Genomic DNA, 19,001 nt, shown 5'->3' on the forward strand with positions numbered 1-19,001 from the left:
TCCATCACCGGCGGGCGGTGATGGAGCGAGGAGTTACGGTTTAGGCAGCGGGTGGAAGGGGCCTCAGGGCTTGGCGGGGGCGGCTTGGGCCGGGGCTGGGGCGGCCGCAGGGGCGGGCTTCCACTGCCAGGCTTCGTTGAAGAAGCCGGCGTCGGTGATCTTGCCGGGCGACACCACGTTGGGGGCTTCGCTGAAGTTCACCACGGCCCAGTCGGGCAGCTTGGGCACCTGGCGGGCGTTGTTGAGGTAGTCGTACTCACGATACGTGAAGCTGCTGTTGATCACCACGTAGCGGGCGGGGTTGAGCGGGTTCGGGTAAACAAGCACGGGGGCGTTTTCACCTGCTGCATGTTTCTTGCCGTTCACTTCCAGACCTTCGGCGGTCCACTTGATGGGCAGCTTGTCGGCGATCTTCTTGAGCACGGCGTTGCTGGAGGGGTCACCCCAGAGGATGAGGTTGTGGCGGGCGATGTCCTCGTCCTTCACCTCGGTGTCCTTCTTCTGCGGGGCGTCGCCGCGGAACTGCTTCTGCCACTCGACCACAGCGTGGTTGAGCTCGCTGCCCACCCATTTTTCCACGGCGGGATTCAGGGCCGGTCCGGTGGGGGTGACAAAGAGGAACGCGTCCATGAAGGCATCGTCCACCGGGCCGCTCAGACCGTGGCGCTTGGCCAGCACCCCAGCCGGGGCGGAGGCTGTTGTTTCCGCGATCTGCCACTTGCCGTCCTTCTTCTGGAAGGCGGCGGTGAAGGAGCGGTCCAGCCTGGTCGTGCTGGTGGTGAACGGCGTGCCATCCAGCGTGACGGTTACTTTCTTCTGGAGATGGAAGGGGCTGTGCCCGGCGTCGAAGTTGAGCGTGAGCGCGGTGATCTTGCTGGTCTTCACCTCCACAGAGGCGTCGCCTTTCACCACGGCATCCACGCGGCCTTTTTCCCAGTGCTCTTCCAGTCCGTCCACCGTCACCCAGTTAATCCGGTTGTAGCGGAGCGTCTTGGTGGCGAAGTGCACCTCAGCCGGCGTGCGGTTGCGACCCAGCGCGACGATGTCGGCCAGGCGGCGCTCGATCTCGACAAGGCTGTCCGGGTGGATCTTGTGCGCGGTCTGCGGCCCGATGATGTGGGTGAGGTCCAGGCCCTCCGCTTTCAGGAAGCGGTCCATGATGTCGGCCGCCTGCTTCTGTTTATCGATCTCGCCGCTGTAGGCGACGGTGGGGCACTGCATGAGGTTCAGGGCATAATCCGTGGCGTCATACCAGCCCCAGAGCTTCTTGTGCCACCAGGGGACGGTGTTCACATCCTCTGTCTGAAAGACCTTCAGGAACTCCGCTGTCTCCGCGAAGCCGGCCCCTGGATTGGCGGCGCACCACTGGTCGGAAAAGTGGGTGGCGAACTGCCAGGCGGCCGCGCCGCCCATGCTGAAGCCGCGCATGACGATGCGGTCTTCATCGATGCGGTAGAACTTCTTCGCATGCTCCAGCGCCTCAAAGAGGTCCACCTCACCGGCGAACTTGTTGGCGCAGCAGTAGCGGCCGTAGGGATGCAGGACGATGGCGTCCTTCGGCAGGATTTGACCCTTCTGTTTCATGCGTTGGTCCACGAAGCTGAGCTCGCTGAGCGTCTCGCCGCGGCCGTGGATCCAGAAGTCGAGGCGCACCGGGGCTCCACCGCTGGTGTCGTAGCTGTCTGGAATGACCAGGCCGTAGGGCTGCACAGAGCCATCGATCCTGGAGCGATAGGCTCGAACCACGAGCCCCTTTTGACGGGTCCAGGGGGCGTCGCCTTTCTTCAGGGCTTCAGCGCGGGACTTTCCTTCAGTCAGTTGCTCAAAGGCGAGCTTGATCTCGGGGGGCTTGCTGAAGAGCTGGTAGCGCAGGGCCCAGTCCACGGCCTTGTGGAAGACTTCCACATCAGGCAACAGGTCGGCCAGTTGCGGGTTCTTGGCCTGGGCCTTCTTCGCGTCCTCGATGGCGGCCTTGAGCTCCTGCAGCCCTTTTTCAATGGCCTCGCGGTCGGCCTGCGGGACCTCGACGCCCACGGGCGGGATGGGGCGGACGTTGGTGATGATGTTGTCTTTAGGGCCGTCGGCAAAGGCAGAGCCAGCCGAGAGGGTGGCCAGCGCCAGGGCGAGGAGGATCGAGGCAGATGGTTTCATGAGTGGGAGGTAGAACGGCGCGCGCCTGGGTCCACCAAGCGCGGAGCAGTCTAACGTCCCGGCTCCGGGGTCCCTATCTGCCGCTTCGCACGTAACGGCGGAACTCAAAGCCCTCTCCGTGGCCCAAGACCTCCCGCAGGGAGAAATCCCCTTCAAACGCAGGGAAAAACGCATCGCCCTCGTAGGGTTGGTCGATCCACGTGAGCAAAAGTTCATCACAGACGGGCAGGAGCGCTTCATAGAGCTGGGCTCCTCCGATGAGGTACACGGGTGAGGTCAGGGCAGACAGTTGGGAAAGGCTGGCGAGGTGTGGGATGACCTCGACGCCTTCCTGCGGTGCCAGGGTGCTGCTGAGGACGATGTTGCGCCGGTTGGGGAGGGGCTTGCCCAGGGCGGCCACGATGGATTCGAAAGTCTTCCTCCCCATGAGCACCGGGTGGCCAGCGGTCGTTTTTTTGAAGAACTTCAGATCCTCCGGCAGATGCCAGGGCAGGGTGCCGTCCCGGCCGATCACACGGTTGGAAGCCATGGCGGCGATGGCGATGAGCTGGATGTCCGGGGCGAGCGGGGAGGGCATGGACCAATCTAGGAGGCGGGGCGTGTGGCGCAATGTCGGGTTTCCAGTGGTTGCGTGGGGCGGGACTTGCTCCAGAGTGGCTCCAGATGATTGCCACCCGTTTGGCCTTTGTGCTGTTTCTTTTAGCTATTCAAGGCTGTCGGGAGGAGCGTGTGCCCGGTGCGGAGCTGCAAGTGCTGGGAGAGCGCACGGCAGTTTCCAAGGCCAAGAAACCCATGGATGTGGTGCCCTATGATGACGCGCTGGTCTGGCATGAGTATGAGGTGAAGAGGGTCTGGTTTGGCGACTGCAAGGCGGAGAAGATCCGCGTGGCTCACTGGAGTGTGGCCGGGGCCAAAGAGGTGCCGGTGGACGAGGAGCTGGGTGGCGAACTGGCCCTGAGTCTGCGGCCTTTCGAGGCCAACTCGGCCCTCCAGGAAGTGGCGCAGAGCGATGACCTTGCCTTTGACGAGGAGGTGCCGCGCTTCATCGACCTGGGGCAGACCCTGCGCGTGGACAAGACCCCCAAGTCTCTGCGGCTGGACTACAGCGGCCTGTTTTCTGAGCAGATGACGCTCTACTGGAAGCTGCGTAGCCAGCTCCGGCTGGTGGCGATGGGGAACTCCCTGGTGACAAAGGGAATTGAAACCCGGCAGTTCTTTTCGCCTGAGAACGAGCGTACTCCGGTGGCTCTGAACCTGGCTCCGGCGGGAGCCAACAACACGCTGCAGTGCCTGATCGTGCGGGAGTATGTGCTGCCGCTGCCCAAGGTGGAGTGGGTGGTCTGGGGGGTGAGCCCCCGGGCCTTCAATGCAGAGCGGGAGGACACCATGAAGCTGGAAGTCTTCCTGGCCAGTCCCGGCTGGAACTATGATCAGGAGAATGAGAACAAGCTCTGGCCAGCCCCAGCAACCGCTCCCGTGACGGTGGAGGACCTGGCCTCGCTCAAAGTGACCCGGTTTGACGCCTGGGGATGGGAGGGGCGTGATCAAATCGCCCTGCCCAGCACCAGTGATGCGGAGACGCGCCGCGCCTTTATCACAAAGGAGTTCAAGGAGCCTGACTTCTCGTGGGAGGAAGACCGCTGGCGCGAGTTCGTGGAAACCGTACGGGCCCTGAATGCCAAAGGGGTGAAAGTGCTGCTGCTGACCACGCCCATGCACCCGGTGGTGAAGGAGACGGCGGCCGCCGACCCAGACTGGACGAGCCACGAAGGCATGGCGCAGCTCGTGAAGCGGCTGGAGGGCCTGGACCAGGAGCTCTCCCGGAGCTGGTACCGGGACTACAACCTGGCGGGCCACCATGCATTCACGCCTGACGAGTTTTATGACGCTGACCACATGAACCGGGCAGGTGCGGTGAGGCTGACCCAGCAGATCGCTGCTTGGATGGCCACCTGCGAGGGGAAGTGAGCCTACGGCCGTTTGACCGGGCTTGAATGCGGGGCGATTTGCTTCAAATTGCCCTTCAATGACTTCCCGCTTGCTCTGTTCCCTCTGGCTGCTGGCCCTGCTGATGGGGTGTCGCGAGAAAAAAAGTGTGGAGAGGGTGCCGGGGGCGGATCTTCAGGTGGTCGCTACCCGGGTGGCTCTCTCCAAGAAGAAACTGCCTGCCGACATCCTGCCATATGATGATGCACTGGTGTGGCACGAGTACGCGGTGAAAAAAGTGATCTACGGTGTGTGCGATGTGCCAAAGATCCGGGTGGCCCACTGGTGTGTGGTGGCGGCCAAGGAGGTGCCGGTGAATGAGAAGCTGGAGGAGGAGGTGACGCTGAATCTCCGGCCGTTTGCGGACAAACAGGAGCTGCAAGATGTCAGCCAGAGTGACGACCTCGACGTGACCGAGGACCTGCCCCAGTACCTGGACATGACACCGCTGCCGAAGGGGAAGGAGGCTCCCCTGGTGCTGAGGGAGGACTACGGCGGCTTCTTCTCGGAGCAGATGCGGCTCTACTGGAAGCTGCGCCCCCAGTTGCGGGTGGTGGCCATGGGGAACTCGCTGGTGACCAAGGGCATCTCCACGCGCATGTTCTACCGGCAGATCAATCAGGGTACTCCCGTGGCGCTGAATCTGGCACCGGCCGGTGCGAACAATGCCATGCAGTGCCTGGTGGTGCGGGAGTATGTGTTGCCGCTGCCCAAGCTGGAATGGGTGGTGTGGGGCGTGAGCCCGCGCAGCTTCAATGGGAAGCGGGAGGATCCGCGAAAGCTGTCGGAGTTTCTGGCCAGTCCGGGCTGGCACTATGATCAGGAGAACAAGTCCAAGCTCTGGCCCGTGCCGCCAGCCGCGAGCCCCGTGACTGTGGATGAGGTGCGCCAGCTGGAAGTGCACAACTTTGACGACTGGGGCTGGGAAGGGCGCAAACGCGGAGGCATGCCGGATGCGACGGAACCCGAGAAACTGCGGACCTACATCAACGAGACGTTCAAAACCACGAACTTCGAATGGAGCGAGGAGCGCTGGACGGAGTTCGTGGAAACGGTGAAGGCGCTCAATGCCAAAGGCGTGAAGGTCCTCCTGCTGGTGACCCCCATGCACCCCTGGGTGAAGGACGCACCGGCCGCAGATCCGGACTGGAGCACGCACGAGGCCATGGCGCAGATGGTGAAACGGCTGGAGGCGCTGGACAAGGACCTGCCCCTGAGCTGGTTTCACGACTTCAACCAAGGGGGGAATCATGACTATCCACCCGACGAGTTTTATGATGCGGATCACGTGAACCGTACAGGCTCGTTCAAGCTCACCGGGCGTGTGGTGGAGTGGATGGGGGCGGTGAGCGGTGATTCGGTGATTCGGTAATTCAGTAAACCGGTGAGTCAGTGGGCAGTGGCGAGCGGAGGGGAGGCGGACAATCCTTACACGAAGGCACAAAGGCACGGAGGTTTGATGGAGTGGGCTTCGTTGGGAGTGGTGAGGGGCTCGAACCTCACCAGGCGTCGCCAAAGCGGTGGGTTTTGGGAGAGAGTCGAGGGGCTGGTGAGGTGGGAGGGACGTTTGACTGATGGTTCTGCAAGATGCAGAAGCCGGCACGCTGGAAGCGCGCGGTCCCCACTGACCTGGGGGCAACGCAGAGGGGAAGCTTGGGGGGCGTGGGCCGCGTGCTGTTACAAGCCCAGCGCCTTCCGGGGATTTTCCACAGTGAGGGTGTGCAACTCTTCTGCGCTCAGGCCGAGGTGTTTCTCGTTGTTCTCCTGAATGCGGGGCCAGGTGACGGTGGAGCCGACGAAGTGGGAGCCATCTGGAGAGCGGGCGACGAGGTCTTCACCGATGACAATGTCCCAGCCGGCGAGGGTGAACTTGCCGGGGCCGAGACGGGAGGCGGAGATGGCGTCGGTGACCAGGATGCTATGCTCCACGCCGGCGGCGCGGAGGTAGTTCTGAAGGGCGAAGAACTCGATGTGCACGCCGTCTGGAATGAAGCAGAGCCAGAGGCGGTCGCGGAGGCTGAGGGCGCGCTGCACGATGTTGTCATGCCGGTGCATGAGCATGGGGCAGCCGTTGCCCACGTGGGTGAACATCTTGAGCCCGTGGTTCGTGGACTCACGCAGGACTTCATAGGTGGGGTTGCAATGGCCCGCGGAGACGCATACGCCCTGGAGGGTGAGCCAGGCGGTGGTGGCAAATCCGGCATCGTGCTCCGGGGCCAGGGTCACGAGTTTGGCCAGGCCCTGGGAAGCGTCGAGCAGGCGACGGGCGTTTTCCACCGTGGCGGGCTTGACCGCATGGGGAGGATGGGCCCCGACGTAGCCTTTCTCCGGATTGATGAAGGGGCCTTCAATGTGAAATCCTGCGATGATCTCCTGCGCCAGCGGATCAGCCTCACGGAGGCTCGCCAGCGTGGCGAGCCGGTTCTCCATCGCTGGCAGTTCATCGGTGATGATGGTGGCCAGAATGCCGGAGACGCCGTCGGCTCTCAGGCATTCGCAGGCGTGGTGCAGGGCTTCCGCCGTCAGGCCATCGCGGTTGAAGTCGGTGCCGGCGTATCCGTTGACTTGGAGATCGAACATGGAGGGAAAATCGGGCGATCCCGCCGGGGGTAAAGGTCAAACGTTGGAAGCGCTGGGCAAAGAATAGGAAGAAGTCATTTTTGTACCGATTGGACGGTTTCGAATGATGAATTATGAATTATGAATGATAAATTATGAATGCAATGAGGGGATGCCGTGGCAGAGAGAAGCTTGTGGATGCATTCGTGAGAATGCGTGGGAGCAAGTGGCCGGATGGGGTGGCTTGGTCTTTTGTCGTGCGGGCGACGTGTCTGACCGCGTTTTTACAAACGCAGCCACGAGTGGCTTCTGCGGCGGGGTGTGGGGGGGCGAGGCAGAGGGAAGCTTGTGGATGCATTCGTGAGAATGCGTGGGAGCAAGTGGTTGGATGGGGTGGCTTGGTCTTTTGTCGTGCGGGCGACGTGTCTGACCGCGTTTTTACAAACGCAGCCACGAGTGGCTTCTGCGGCGGGGTGTGGGGGCGAGGCAGGGAGGAGCTTGTGGATGCATTCGTGAGAATGCGTGGGAGCAAGTGGCCGGATGGGGTGGCTTGGTCTGTTGTCGTGCGGGCGACGTGTCTGACCGCGTTTTTACAAACGCAGCCACGAGCTGCTTCTGCGGCGGGGTGTGGGGGTGAGGCGGAGAGAAGCTTGTGGATGCATTCGTGAGAATGCGTGGGAGCAAGTGGCCGGGTGAGGTGGCTTGGTCTTTTAGCCGACGCTGACCTCAATCGGCAGCTCCATTCAGAATTTATAATTTCTAATTTATAATTTCTAATTTGTAACTGGCTCAGCTACTCCGCTTCGCGAACTTCGCTGATCATGAGCTGCCAGGTTTCCTGGCCGCGCCAGACCTGGCGCTGGACTTTGAGGGCGACGTCCCAGGGAGGCGGGGGAATGTCGTTGAGGGGGGCGTTGAACCACATGGCGGGGCGGGACTGGCCGCCTTGGCGGAGGGTGAGCTTCCAGTGCTTTTCCTTGAGCACCTGGCCCGGCAGGATGGGCTCCATGCCGCGGCAGAGGAAGATGGGCTCGTGGTTGCCCATGCCGAAGGGTTCGAGGAGTGTGTACTGCTCCAGGAAGCGCGGGGTAAGGTCGGACAGGGAGATCTCTGCGGAGAGATGGAGCCGCGGGGTGAGCTCGTCTGCGGTGATCTGGCTTTCCACGGCGGCGCTCATGGCGGCGCGGAAGTCGGCCAGGTTTTCCTCCTTGAGGGAGACGCCTACGGCCATGGGGTGACCGCCGCCTTTCAGCAGGAGGTGGCGGCACTGATCCAGCGCGGCCACCAGGGAAATGCCGGTGACGCTGCGGCCGCTGCCTTTGCCATGGCCATCCTGCCCAAAGGCGAGGAGCAGCGTGGGCCGGTGGTGGTCGCGCATGAGACGTGAGGCGACGATGCCGACCACGCCCTGATGCCAGGAGCGGGAGCCGAGCACAATGCAGGCGGCCTCGCCCAGGGTGGGATCGGCCGCCATCATGGCCAGCGCCTCCTTCTGGGCGACGGACTCGACGTCCTGGCGCTCGCGGTTGTGGGCGTCCAGCAGGTCGGCGCACTCGCGGGCGAACTGCGGATCCTCGCAGAGCAGGAGGTCCAGCGCGGTCTGCGCCGTATCCAGGCGACCGGCCGCGTTGAGCCGGGGACCCAGGCGATAACCAATGTGATGGGCCTGGATGAAGCCGTCCACGCCCGCGACCTGCTTCAGGGCGCACAAGCCGACGCGCCGGGTGGTGGCAAGCTTTTCCAGGCCCTTGCGAACAAGGGCGCGGTTTTCATCCTTGAGCGGCACCAAGTCCGCCACGGTGCCCATGGCGACGAGATCCAGATGCTCCTTGAGGTCGAAGGTGTCCAGCCGACGGGTCTTGAGCAGGGCGTGGGTGAGCTTGAAGACCAGCCCTACGGTGCAGAAGTAGGTGAGCCCGGTGTGGGCCTCCAGCTTGGGGTTCACCAGCGCCACACAGGTGGGCAGGCGGTGGGCGGGTTCGTGGTGGTCCACGATGATGCAGTCCACTCCTTCTTGCTGGAGCCAGTCGGTCTCTGCCACAGAGACGGTGCCGCAGTCCATGGCGATAAGGAGGGCGGGCTTGCCGTGCTCTTCAAAGCAGCGGAGGAGGCCGTCATGGCTAAGGCCGTAGCCTTCCTCCATGCGCAGAGGGAGGAAGGCGTGCGGCTGCAAACCGTAGGCCTGGAGCACCAGCGTCATGAGGGTGAGGGAGGTGACGCCGTCCACATCATAGTCCCCGTAGAGGACCACCTGCTCCTGCCGGTCCACGGCCAGGAGAATGCGGTCCACGGCCTGACGCATCTGCGGCAGGATGAAGGGGTCGCCCAGCTCGGCCAGCCGGGGTTGCAGGAAGCCCTTGGCCTGGGCTTCCGTGGCCAGCCCCCGCAGTGCCAGGAGTCGCACCAGCAGCGGTGGCAACGTGGCTCCCAGAGTCGTGCTCCTCAGACTGGCCAGAACCTCAGGATCAACGGGTTCCAGGATCCAGCGGACGGCTTTCTGAGAGGAGATGGGCATGAGGAGAGGACGGCGGCGGAGAGGGAGAGTTTTCACCCTAGCGTTTGTGGTGCCGCCGTACATGTCTTTTTTGTTTCCGAGTTGGGGAGGAGCGGCATCTTGTCGCTCGACAGAAGGGGGTTCACGCGCACCATCAGGCATGACTGACACCAAAGGAGACCGCGCCATCAAAGCAGCCATGGGACTGTTCCTTGCGGTGATGGGAGCGATTGCCACCTGGGTGCTCTGGCATGCGTACCAGCGGGCCGAGGAAACCCGGCACTGGCAGCCGGTGGAGGCCGTAGTCATCATGTCACAGTTGATCACGAACCGTCCGAGTCCGCACTCCCCCCTGGGCTACCGGGCAGAGATTCACTATCGCTATACAGTCGGCGAGAAAACCTATACGGGCACGAAGGTGGAGCGGGTGGAGGGGGCCTCAAACAAGCAGGACAAGCCCATGGCCAAGGTAAGGCAGTTTCCGGTGGGTCACGTCATCACCTGCTATGTGAATCCCGATCATCCTGAGACGGCGATTCTCCAGCACGCGTCGCGAGCGGCGTTGTACTCTTTGTGGTTCCCCCTTTTGTTTGTGGTGGGCGGGTTCGGCATGATGGTCTCCGCCTTTCTCCGGCCCAAGACTTCGCCAGGGGTCACGCCCAAGTCCGTGTCATGAGTCGTTCCGGGAATACTTCTGAAACCAAGCTCCGGGTCTGGGACCTGGTGCTGGCGATGCTCTCCATCTACCTCCTCGTGGCTCTGGGGGCGGAGATGATTCTGGATCTGGATGATGACATCCGGTGGGGGTTGAACCTCACGGATAACTTGATGTGTTTCATCTTTCTGGGGGACTTCTTTCACCGCCTGGGCACGGCACCCAACCGGCTGGCATATCTGAAGTGGGGCTGGATCGATTTTGTCTCCAGCATCCCCTCGCTGGACATCTTCCGCTGGGGGCGGTTTTTCCGCCTGTTCCGCATTTTGCGCATCATCCGCTCTGGCCGGCAGATCCTGCTGGTGCTGCGGCAGAGCCGGGCGCAGAGTCTGCTGTTGAGCGTGCTTTTTGGCTGTTTCCTCATTGTGGATGTGGGGGCGATGGCCATGCTCCACTTTGAGAAGGGCGTGACGGGCTCCAACATCCAGACCGTGCAGGACGCCTTCTGGTGGGCCGTGGTGACCATGACCACGGTGGGTTATGGCGACCACTATCCCGTGACCCCGGAGGGGCGCATGGTGGCGGCGTTTCTCATGATCACGGGCATCGGCCTTTTCGGCTCGCTGACGGCGTATCTTTCATCGAACCTCTTGAAGAAGGATGCGGAGAAGGAGGTGGGGGATTTGAATGCGGTGCTTGCCAAGCTGGAGAGCGTGGAGCGGAAGCTGGAGGCGGTGGAGGCCCGCCTGGCAGGAGAGGCTGGGCGGAAGGAGAACGGTTGAGAGGTTCCTCAATGAGCGCGTTGGAGGGGGCGGTTCCCCCATTTGAGTCCGGGAATGTCGCGCCCGTGAAGCTTGAGTCCCCGGCGAGCCGCCGGGAACGGCAGGCCAGCGGCCTGCGCTCCCCAATACAATGATGTGTTCCCGGCATCTTGCCGGGAACGTCAGTCTGTTGGGGCTCGATGAAGCGTTTTGGGTCCGCGAAAGCGGCGGTTCCCGCATGCACTCCATAGCGACTTCGTCGCCAGGTATGGGGGGTGGAGGGGGAGGAACTCCGGCTCCTGCAGGCATCCCTGGCCGTCCCGCATGCGGGACCAATGCCATCAGGGAAAACGCATCGTCTTGCTGTTTTGCCTTGGCGCGCCCCGGAGCCGCGATGGCGCAACCGCCACGACTGTAACTGGTGAGCCCCTTTCAGAAGGGCCGAAGGTCCGGGTTCATACCAGCCTGGGGCAACGCCCCAGGGATAGATGGCCAAACTACCCTTGAGGGCTGTAGGCCCGGTGTCATCAAGTCTGCCTATGACGAGCATCCCTGAATGACGTCGGGCCTACAGCCCTCAACATCTAAAACGAGCGCCCGCCTTGGGCGTTGCCCAAGGCTGCAATGATGGCGGACCTTCGGCCCTCAATACTTTCACAAAAGAGAGATGCTCGACCTCTCCACTTTTCCCTGATGGCATTGGTCCCGCATGCGGGACGGTACTCCAACCCGGTTTGCGATGGCTGGTTGTTGTTTGGTTTTTCTTCGTGCCTTTGTGTGAGGAATATCAAATTTCCGCAGGCTGAAGCCTGTACTCCGTACAACTCAGCCCCAACACCTTGACCACTGACGCACTGACGCACTGCCCACTGACGCACCGGCTACTGGCTCCTCTTCTGCTGCAAGTTCCTCCCCTCATACCGCCACAGGGCAAGAGTGGACTCCTCGTCCAGGGTCGCGAAGGTCCAGAGGTCGGCGCAGGGCATGACGGCGGTGACCCGTCTGGGAAGGTCGAACTGCCAGCGCTGGATGGAGCCAGTGTGATTGGCGAGGACGATGGTGCCCTGGCTGCCGCTGATGACGTGCAGGGCACCGTCGTTGGTGAAGGAGGTGGCGGCGGAGGGTTCGAGGTCAGACGCGACCAGCATGGCGTGGGGCTGGGCGCCGCCGAGCCAGAGGACATGGGCTTCTGCCCCGGCGGCGACGGCGACGCGGGGGCTGCTCCAGGCGGGGGCGGGCACGAGGGAGCGCACCGGGGCGTCGAAGGTGATTTCCTCGAAGTCCCGTTGCGGGGTGCTTCCCAGTGGCATGAGGATGACGCGGTTCAGGGCGGCAAGAACCACGTGTGTGGCCGTCACCACCATGGGCAGCGGTGTGGGGGGCATGGGCAGGTCGTCCAGACCTTCCACGAGCCGGTCATTGGAAATGGTGCCCTGGGGTGAGAACTGGCTGAGCCGCCAGCCCACCCGGGTGAGTCGCAGTGCCCAGAGGCAGCCGTTTGCATCATAGGCGGCTGCCCAGATGGGATCGGTGAGCCAGCCCGGGGTGCCAATCTCCACCTGGGGGTCTGTTGGCACACTGCCGGGCAGGGAGTGCAGATGCACCACCGTGGGGGACTGGGGCAGATGCACCAGATATTTCCTCGTGTTTCTGGCGGCCACCAGCAGCGGAACGGGGGTGGCGGACCAGTCATCGCTGGACAGGTTCCACTCGATCTGCCGGGCGGTGGAGGCCTCACGGAAGCCTGCGTGCAGCCCCAGAAGACGGGGATGCCTGGCATCGTAGGCCAGCAGGCAGAAGCTGTCGTGCACCGCGGCTGCCTGCACCACTTTGAGCCCCTGTTTCTTCCAGGGCAGGCTGGCGCTGAAGATGGACACCAGATCCACTCTGCCCGCAGGGGCGATCTTCGGGGTGCGTTGCGACAGGGCAGGGCGGCGTGTGGTCTGGTGCTCGTCCAGGTGGCGGCGTCCATCTCTGGCCAGCAGGGTATCGGCGGGGCTCAGGCACTGGAGCAGTCGCATGAGCGTGCTGCGCTGGCCGTCCGGCACGGTGGGCAGGAGGCGGGCGATCTCGCGACGTCCCAAGTCCTCGGCGCGGGCTTTGACGGTTCGGTCTGGATACGTGCGCTGGAGATTGCCGTACACGCTCAGCATCTGCTGCATCTTGGAGGCATCGTGATGATGGGGAAGGGATTCCAAAAGGCGGGTGGCCTCACGGTGCTCCCCTGCGGCTCCGCGGAGCTCCAGGGCGCGCTCGATGCAGTTCATGGCCAGGCGGCTGGTGGGCCAGGCGCCTTCCAGCAGCTTCAGCGCGCCAGGGCGGTCCTGCAGTTCGTTCAGGGTCAGGCTTGCTGCTTGCAGCAGATCATCTGCCCGCACCAGTTCGGCGATCCAGGTCTGGTACGCCTCGCGCATCTTTTTCTCCTCACCCAGTTCGCCATAGAGGGCGGCCAGCTTGTCCCAGCGTCGTCCTTCTTCGTAGAGTTTCACGGCCTCGGCTATCTGCCCGCCCAGGGCGAAGCATTCTGCGGCTTCCAACGGGCGGTGCAGGTGATCGCGAAAAATCACGGCGGCTTCTGCATGATGTCCGCCATTTTTCAGCACGATGGCGGCGGTGCTGAGGTCTCCCAGCAGCTCGGCGTAAATGTACGCGGCACGCCGATGGCGACCCAGTTGGACCTCGCGGCTGGCCAGTTCCATGTACTGTCTGCGCAGCTCCTGCTGGTGCTGTTGCGAGACATCCCATGCATCAATGGCGCGTCCGCCGCCCAGGCGGCCGAGGTCGAAGTTCGGCGCACGGGTGCCGAGCTTGGAGGAGGGGGGGGCCGTGCCGCGATGCATGCCGCTGCCGGTGAGAGGCAGGGCGTGTTTCAGGCCTTCATCTGGATTGTTCTTGAGCTCATCCAGCAGTCGTTGCAGAGCGCGGTTGCGGTCCTCTCCCAGACTGTGCTCCGGGCCAGACAACTTGCGGTTCACCCAGTCTTCCAGATCGTTCCAGATCGTGCGTTTCCCCCCCATGCGGGGAAGGCTCTGGACAATCTTTTGCGCCAGCCAGAGGAACGGCATGGCGAGGGCGCTGGCTGCCTTGGAGGGTGCTTTCCCAGGGGCTTTGCCAGGGGGCGCCCCGGGGGGCGGATTCTGAAACTCCGGTGCGGGATCTGAGCCGATGTCGCGGGAGTCCTCGCCAAAGAGGCTGTCGAGTGATGGGGCCTTCACCAGCACGGACTGCAGACGCGGCAGGGGGGCGATGCCGGGCAGAGGGGCGGTCCATTCCTCGATCCTCTCCGGAGGGCGGATCAAGAGATCTCCAAGGGCGAATTCCTCCCCCGCATCAAAGCCAACCGCGCCGAGTCCGGGGTGCAAAACCAGCGCGCCGGAATACGGGTTCACGGCATCCGCCTCTGCGGGTGTCACCGCTGGCAGCAGGAGGGCATCCACCGGTACAAAGAGTGAGCGGCCAATGCGGGTGAATCCCAGGGCGGAGGGGCGCACCTGGGGTGCATCCCCTGCGGCAGGGATGATAAACAACCCCGCAGGTTCACGAGACCGGATGGAGGCCGGCAGCACGTACAGCCGGAGTGCGGACTCGTCCTTGAGCTGCCAGCGCGTGATTTCATCGATCCAATGCTCTGCCTCCGCCCCGGGCAGGCACCAGGCGGTGGGGGGAGCGCCTGCGGGATGGCGGGCGGGTTCGAGGTGGAGCGTGCGGGGGATCATGTGAGGGTCTCCGTGACGAAGCGACGGATGTGGCGCTCGATGGCCTGGGCATGGCCCGTGACGGGGCGACCGCAGTCCATGGTGGCGGCGGGGCCCACCAGCAGGCCGTCGGAACTCCAGGCGGGCAGCATCATGTTGGCTGGCAGGCCGATGCTGACCTCCGCCAGGGCGGGGTTGGACGCCTGGAGGTGGAGGATGCCGCGATCATCCAGGAAGGCGCGGCTACCGCCCGGCCATTCGGCGATGCGGACCGTGCAGAAGTGTCCAGTGGGCTCCGGCTCACCGAAGGTGCGCCAGTCCTGCACGACCGCGTCTGCCTTGTGCTCCAGACGAAACCAGGTGTTGGAAAGCGTGACAATGGCGGTGCGTCCCCGTGAGGTGCGGAGGGCAACCTCTCCACCTGGAGTGAGGCCGACAGCCTCGAACCGGGTGCGCATGGAGAACTGGGCGAAGGCCGTCTTCTCCACGAAGAAGAGCCACTGGCCCTGGTCGGCGGCGTTGGAGCTGAGCTGGCCGGTCTCGAGATCCCGGGTGAAGCAGGAGCCTTGCTGGGTTCGCATCCAGACCTTCTTGCCATCGGCACTGGCCTTGGCGGCAGAGAGCCGGTGGGGGAAGGAGAGGCCCTCCATGTGGTGGTTCCCGGAAGGCGAGATGATCACGCCGTTGACTCCCACACTCCACATGCCGAGCTGCCCCTTGCGGTGGAAGGCGAGGACCGGGCGGGTGACCTTGGTGGTGCCAAAGGCGGGCAGGCTGATGCTGTTTCCTTGCACCAGGCAGTGGTGTACGGTGTACGGCTCCGCATTGCCGGAGTAGAAGTGGCGTTCCCCCAGGTGGTGGAGATGGGGTGGGAGATCCAGACTGGGAAGTTCAGCGCCGCTGCTGAGGTGCACGGCACGGAGGGTGCGGGAGGTAAGGACCACCAGGCAGTCGCCATCCACCCAGCAGGCGCGGGGATGGGAGTCCACGCCTTCCAGTACCAGGGACTTGAATGAGGGCGGTTCATCGCCGGAGGGCGAGGGGATCACCACCGCCTGCACCTGGGCGCGTTCCTGATCCCAGGAGGCTGCCACCAGGTCCTTCTCCGGCTCCTGGCGCATGCAGAATTCCAGGACCTTTCCGCGCAGGGGCTCGATGGGCATGGGGCGGGCGCCGGTGAGGAAATTACGCATGTACCAGATCTCCCGGCTCTGAGTGAGGCCAAAGGTCGTCTGGTGGCTGTCGTGTCTCAGGGTGAGAGCGGCCACGATGGGCGATGCCGGGGCGAGGAGGAAGGGCAGTTGGGCGGGGCCGAAGACGGCCGGCCAAGAGCGCATGGCGCGGAGCCGGGTGCCCGCACGGTTGTTCCCCTGGTCCAGGGACAGGAGTTTCTCCAGCTTCAAGCGGGCCTGGTGCAGGAGCTTGATGCCCTGGCGTGAGTACTGGTGCAGCGCCAGACGTCCCTCAGCATCCACGGCGACGATGTGAAGCGGGCAGCAGGCGTCCAGATGGGTGGCCAGCTCCTTGCGAAAGGCGGGGTCATGCAGGGTCGCATCGTGAATCACGATCACCAAGTCCTGGGCGCGGTCCGGATGATCTGGCAGGTAGTCGGGCAGATTGGCCAGTGCGCCGGTCAGGTCGTAGGAGGTCTCCAGGACCTTGAGCTGGTTCTTGACGCCTTCCACGGAGTCGAGATCCACTTTCTCCCAGTACACCCCTTTGGCCCGCCAGACCTCGTTGCTGGTGCCAGCCTTGGCCTTGAGCCGCAGGGCGAGCGCGGCAGAGAGGGCGAAGATTCGGGCCGCACCCCAGAGTCGCAGGCCGCTGTCCAGCACCAGCAGTTGAGTGCCCGGGGGGCGGTGAGCCGGAGGCTCCGGCTGGAGGTAGAGGGCCTCACCCAGGGCCAGCCGGGTGGCCAGCATGTCATCATCATGCGCCAGCTCAGAGAGGAGCAGCCGGTGAATGGGGCCGCGGTTGCTCAGATCCGACACGCCGGAGGTGGCGCGCTCCTCCTTCAGGGACATGACCTGTGGCAGGGTGAGTGCCGCCATGATGTCTCGGGTTAGCAGGGAGAGGCCAGCGGTCTCTGGATCCTGCGCCAGCGCGCTCATCAGCGTCTGCGGGGAGTAGCCTTCCGGCTTGGGCAGATCTGGCGCGGCCTGGACGATGCCCTCCACCCCTGTTTCCAGGCGCAACCGTAGCTGCTCAGGAGAGACGCGACTGATCGCCACGCGGATGCGCTCGCGGCTCGTGTAGCGGGTGTTTTGCCGTTGCAGACGATCTTCCACGCCCGGCCGCCAGTTGATGCGGATGAGTTGGGCGATGGTGTCCCCTGAGGCGGGCAGGGGATCCTCCAACTGGTGGAACATCAGGTCCAGCAACGCGTGCTTGGCGGCAGGAGTCTTCAGCAGATCTGCCGGCCAGTGGGGTGGGGCCTTCTCTGGGCCTGGGGGGATGGAAGGGCCGCGGCAGCCCTTCAACATGGCCAGCGCGGAGACGATGGCGGAGAGGGGCGGCGGGGGTTCATGGTGATAACGCTCGCAGATGAGCGCCAGCTCCTCCGCCATGACCACGGTTGTGTCGTCCTCCCACAGGATCGCGCCGCCATCCAGGTCCCAGTGCCAGTCCGCCTCCATGGCAGGGGTCAGCCACGCGGCGGCGTTGGCCATCTCCCCGCTGAATCCGGTTTTGGAAACCACCGTGTTCATCGCTTCAAGGGGGCGCAGTTGGCGCGGACGGTGCTGCGGCTGGCGGGCCGCCAGAGGTCCTCACTGATGCGCGCATACGTGCCGTCCTCATCGAAGAGGGCGGTCTCGCCCTCGGCCAGACGCAGCCAGGAGGCCAGGGTGGAGGGCTGGAGTGCGGGGACTGGCGCATGTCCACACGGAATGGCGGCGGGACCGTGGAAATAATACCGGCGACCCGGCAGCGGCGGCAGCGGCTCTCCGCAAACCAGCACCTGCCCCTGGTCTTCGTTGAGAACAAAGCGGAGGCGCTCCAGGCGCAGGGCCGGAGCGGTGTGGGCATATTCGTACCAGTCTGTGGCGGGCAGCATGAGCAGTGCGGCAGGGGTGGCCAGGTCGCTGCGCCGGATTTCCAGCAGCGCCCGGTTGCGCAACTCCCCGGGGAAGGAGGAGGGCGGTGCCAGCGGTACCAGTAGCTCGGCCAGGGGACGCCAAGGGCCCTCGGGCATCCTTCCCCAGGGGAGTGCCTGAGCGGACTCAAAGAGCCAGCCTTCAGGGGCGGTAGTGAAGCGGTTGTGCCATGGCACGGCGGCGTAGAGCGCCTGCTGAGACTCGGTGAGGGGGTCGCCCTTCACCCAGATCCACGCGCCAGTGAGCCGTCCCTCCAGCCCGGGTAGCAGACGCAGCGGATCCAGCGTCGCAGCCAGAGGCACGGCCAGCCTTGCCACCCAGGAACTGGCAGCAGGGGCGACAGGCGCAAAGGGCGACGCAGTCATGAGGCGGGAGGTTTTGGCGATGGGAGAGGCAATCGGTCAAGACATCAGACACCGGCCAGCGCTTCGGGTTCCTTCTCCTTCAGGGCACCCCATAGCTGATGGATGCGGGACTGGAGGAATTCGCGCTGGTCGGTCCGCTGCACCCACTGCACGCTGCCTTCCAGGATGGCCAGGCGGTCGCGCAGGTAGGCCTGGCTTGATGCGGCGGCACCGGGTTCCAGACGACCTTCCAGCCAGGTCAGGCTGCGGGCCAGGGCTTCGGCATCCGGGTGCCCGCTGGCAGAGGCTCGCGGATGATCGGTGGCATCGGAGGTGTCGTCACCCCGGCTGGTAGATTCCTGAACCAGGGAGCGCAGCACTTCCATCTGCTCATCCCGATCCCAGAGGTAGCGCAGCACCCAGAGGTCAGAGTGGCGGGCCTCCATGCGGCCACAGAGGAGGGCGCTGGCGGCCACCAGACGCTGCACTTTCACGGCGCGTCGGTCTGAGAAAGCGATGCCTGCGTGGCGGATGCGGTGGACGAGGTCCACATAGTCCTTCAGCACCGGCTTCAGGGAGACCCGGGATGTGGCCTGCTGAATGAGGCGGATGTGCTCCGGCCCCAGGGAGGACATCTCCGGCGGGGTGGACTCCAGCCGCCAGCCGGCGTCCAGCACTTCCATGAGACGGTCCTCCGGTGCAGCATCGCAGCGCACCCGCAGGAGGAAGCGGTCGAAGAGCGCTCGCAGGGCGTCCTCCTCCGGCAGGTGGTTGCTGGCACCCACGAACATGAGGGCCTGCACCTTCAGGCGCTCGCGACCGCGATGCAGCACGCGCTCGTTCAGGACGGTGAGCAGACTGTTGAGGATGGCGCTGTTGGCATTGAGAAGCTCATCCATGAACACGAGGGACGCCTCGCTGAGCATGCCCTCCGTGTTGGTCACCAGATCCCCCTCGCGCAGACGCCGGATGTCGAAGGGGCCAAAGAGTTCGTTGGGCTCCGTGAAACGCGTGAGCAGGTAGGAGAAGGTATCCCCCCGCAGCCTTTGTCCCAGAGCGTGCACAAGCGCGCTCTTGGCCGTGCCGGGCGGACCCAGGATGAAGAGATTCTCCCCCGCAGCGAGACAGACGCCCAGCAGGTCCACGACCTCATCCTTGGCGACAAACGACTGGCGGAGACCTTGCAATACCTCTGTCTGGAGGCGGGCGGCGATGTGCGACGCGTCTGAAAAATCAGGCGATGTCATGAAGATAATTTCGT

Annotated in this window: 12 protein-coding genes; 4 read left to right on the forward strand and 8 right to left on the reverse strand. The window is 64.1% G+C overall.

All coding sequences use genetic code 11. The features are described 5' to 3' along the window. Positions 1-63: 63 nt before the first annotated feature. Together VSP_RS05355 and VSP_RS05360 are read right to left on the reverse strand one after the other, a co-directional pair. A complete protein-coding gene (locus VSP_RS05355; RefSeq protein WP_009959251.1) occupies positions 64-2,151 on the reverse strand; it encodes a prolyl oligopeptidase family serine peptidase in 2,088 nt (695 codons plus the stop codon). A gap of 73 nt (positions 2,152-2,224) precedes the next feature. Next, complete coding sequence (locus tag VSP_RS05360) at positions 2,225-2,728, reverse strand: dihydrofolate reductase (RefSeq protein ID WP_009959253.1); 504 nt, start codon at positions 2,726-2,728, stop codon at positions 2,225-2,227. A gap of 86 nt (positions 2,729-2,814) precedes the next feature. Between VSP_RS05360 and VSP_RS05365 the strand changes: the two genes are divergently transcribed. Together VSP_RS05365 and VSP_RS05370 are read left to right on the forward strand one after the other, a co-directional pair. After that, on the forward strand, positions 2,815-4,119 hold the full coding sequence (locus VSP_RS05365) for an SGNH/GDSL hydrolase family protein (RefSeq protein WP_009959254.1): 1,305 nt from the start codon (positions 2,815-2,817) through the stop codon (positions 4,117-4,119). A 58-nt stretch (positions 4,120-4,177) separates the two neighbouring features. Further along, positions 4,178-5,509 carry a hypothetical protein gene (locus VSP_RS05370; protein ID WP_009959255.1) on the forward strand — a complete coding sequence of 444 codons (1,332 nt, stop codon included), beginning with the start codon at positions 4,178-4,180 and terminating at the stop codon, positions 5,507-5,509. A 305-nt stretch (positions 5,510-5,814) separates the two neighbouring features. Here VSP_RS05370 and VSP_RS05375 read toward each other — a convergent pair whose 3' ends face one another. Then, entirely contained in the window at positions 5,815-6,717 is a 903-nt protein-coding gene (locus tag VSP_RS05375; RefSeq protein WP_009959256.1) for an N-acetylglucosamine-6-phosphate deacetylase, read from the reverse strand. A 772-nt stretch (positions 6,718-7,489) separates the two neighbouring features. After that, positions 7,490-9,211: a single-stranded-DNA-specific exonuclease RecJ gene (recJ, locus tag VSP_RS05380; protein WP_029190204.1), complete on the reverse strand. Its 1,722-nt coding sequence runs from the start codon at positions 9,209-9,211 to the stop codon at positions 7,490-7,492. A gap of 139 nt (positions 9,212-9,350) precedes the next feature. Between recJ and VSP_RS05385 the strand changes: the two genes are divergently transcribed. Continuing rightward, positions 9,351-9,866: a DUF3592 domain-containing protein gene (locus tag VSP_RS05385; protein ID WP_009959258.1), complete on the forward strand. Its 516-nt coding sequence runs from the start codon at positions 9,351-9,353 to the stop codon at positions 9,864-9,866. Then, a complete protein-coding gene (locus VSP_RS33995; protein ID WP_009959259.1) occupies positions 9,863-10,627 on the forward strand; it encodes an ion transporter in 765 nt (254 codons plus the stop codon). Before VSP_RS05385 ends, VSP_RS33995 begins: the two co-directional genes overlap by 4 nt. A gap of 860 nt (positions 10,628-11,487) precedes the next feature. On the opposite strand, the gene VSP_RS05395 is transcribed toward VSP_RS33995, so the two are convergent. The 4 genes from VSP_RS05395 to VSP_RS05410 are packed head-to-tail and all read right to left on the reverse strand — an operon-like array spanning position 11,488 to position 18,987. After that, positions 11,488-14,322 carry a hypothetical protein gene (locus tag VSP_RS05395; protein WP_009959260.1) on the reverse strand — a complete coding sequence of 945 codons (2,835 nt, stop codon included), beginning with the start codon at positions 14,320-14,322 and terminating at the stop codon, positions 11,488-11,490. Next, on the reverse strand, positions 14,319-17,009 hold the full coding sequence (locus VSP_RS05400; protein ID WP_009959261.1) for a hypothetical protein: 2,691 nt from the start codon (positions 17,007-17,009) through the stop codon (positions 14,319-14,321). Before VSP_RS05400 ends, VSP_RS05395 begins: the two co-directional genes overlap by 4 nt. Beyond that, positions 17,006-17,761, reverse strand: coding sequence for a hypothetical protein (locus VSP_RS05405; protein WP_009959262.1), 756 nt, complete (start codon positions 17,759-17,761; stop codon positions 17,006-17,008). Before VSP_RS05405 ends, VSP_RS05400 begins: the two co-directional genes overlap by 4 nt. Positions 17,762-17,805: 44 nt before the next feature. After that, positions 17,806-18,987, reverse strand: coding sequence for an AAA family ATPase (locus tag VSP_RS05410; protein ID WP_009959263.1), 1,182 nt, complete (start codon positions 18,985-18,987; stop codon positions 17,806-17,808). Positions 18,988-19,001: the final 14 nt, after the last annotated feature.

The organism is Verrucomicrobium spinosum DSM 4136 = JCM 18804, from assembly GCF_000172155.1.
Lineage (GTDB): Bacteria > Verrucomicrobiota > Verrucomicrobiia > Verrucomicrobiales > Verrucomicrobiaceae > Verrucomicrobium > Verrucomicrobium spinosum.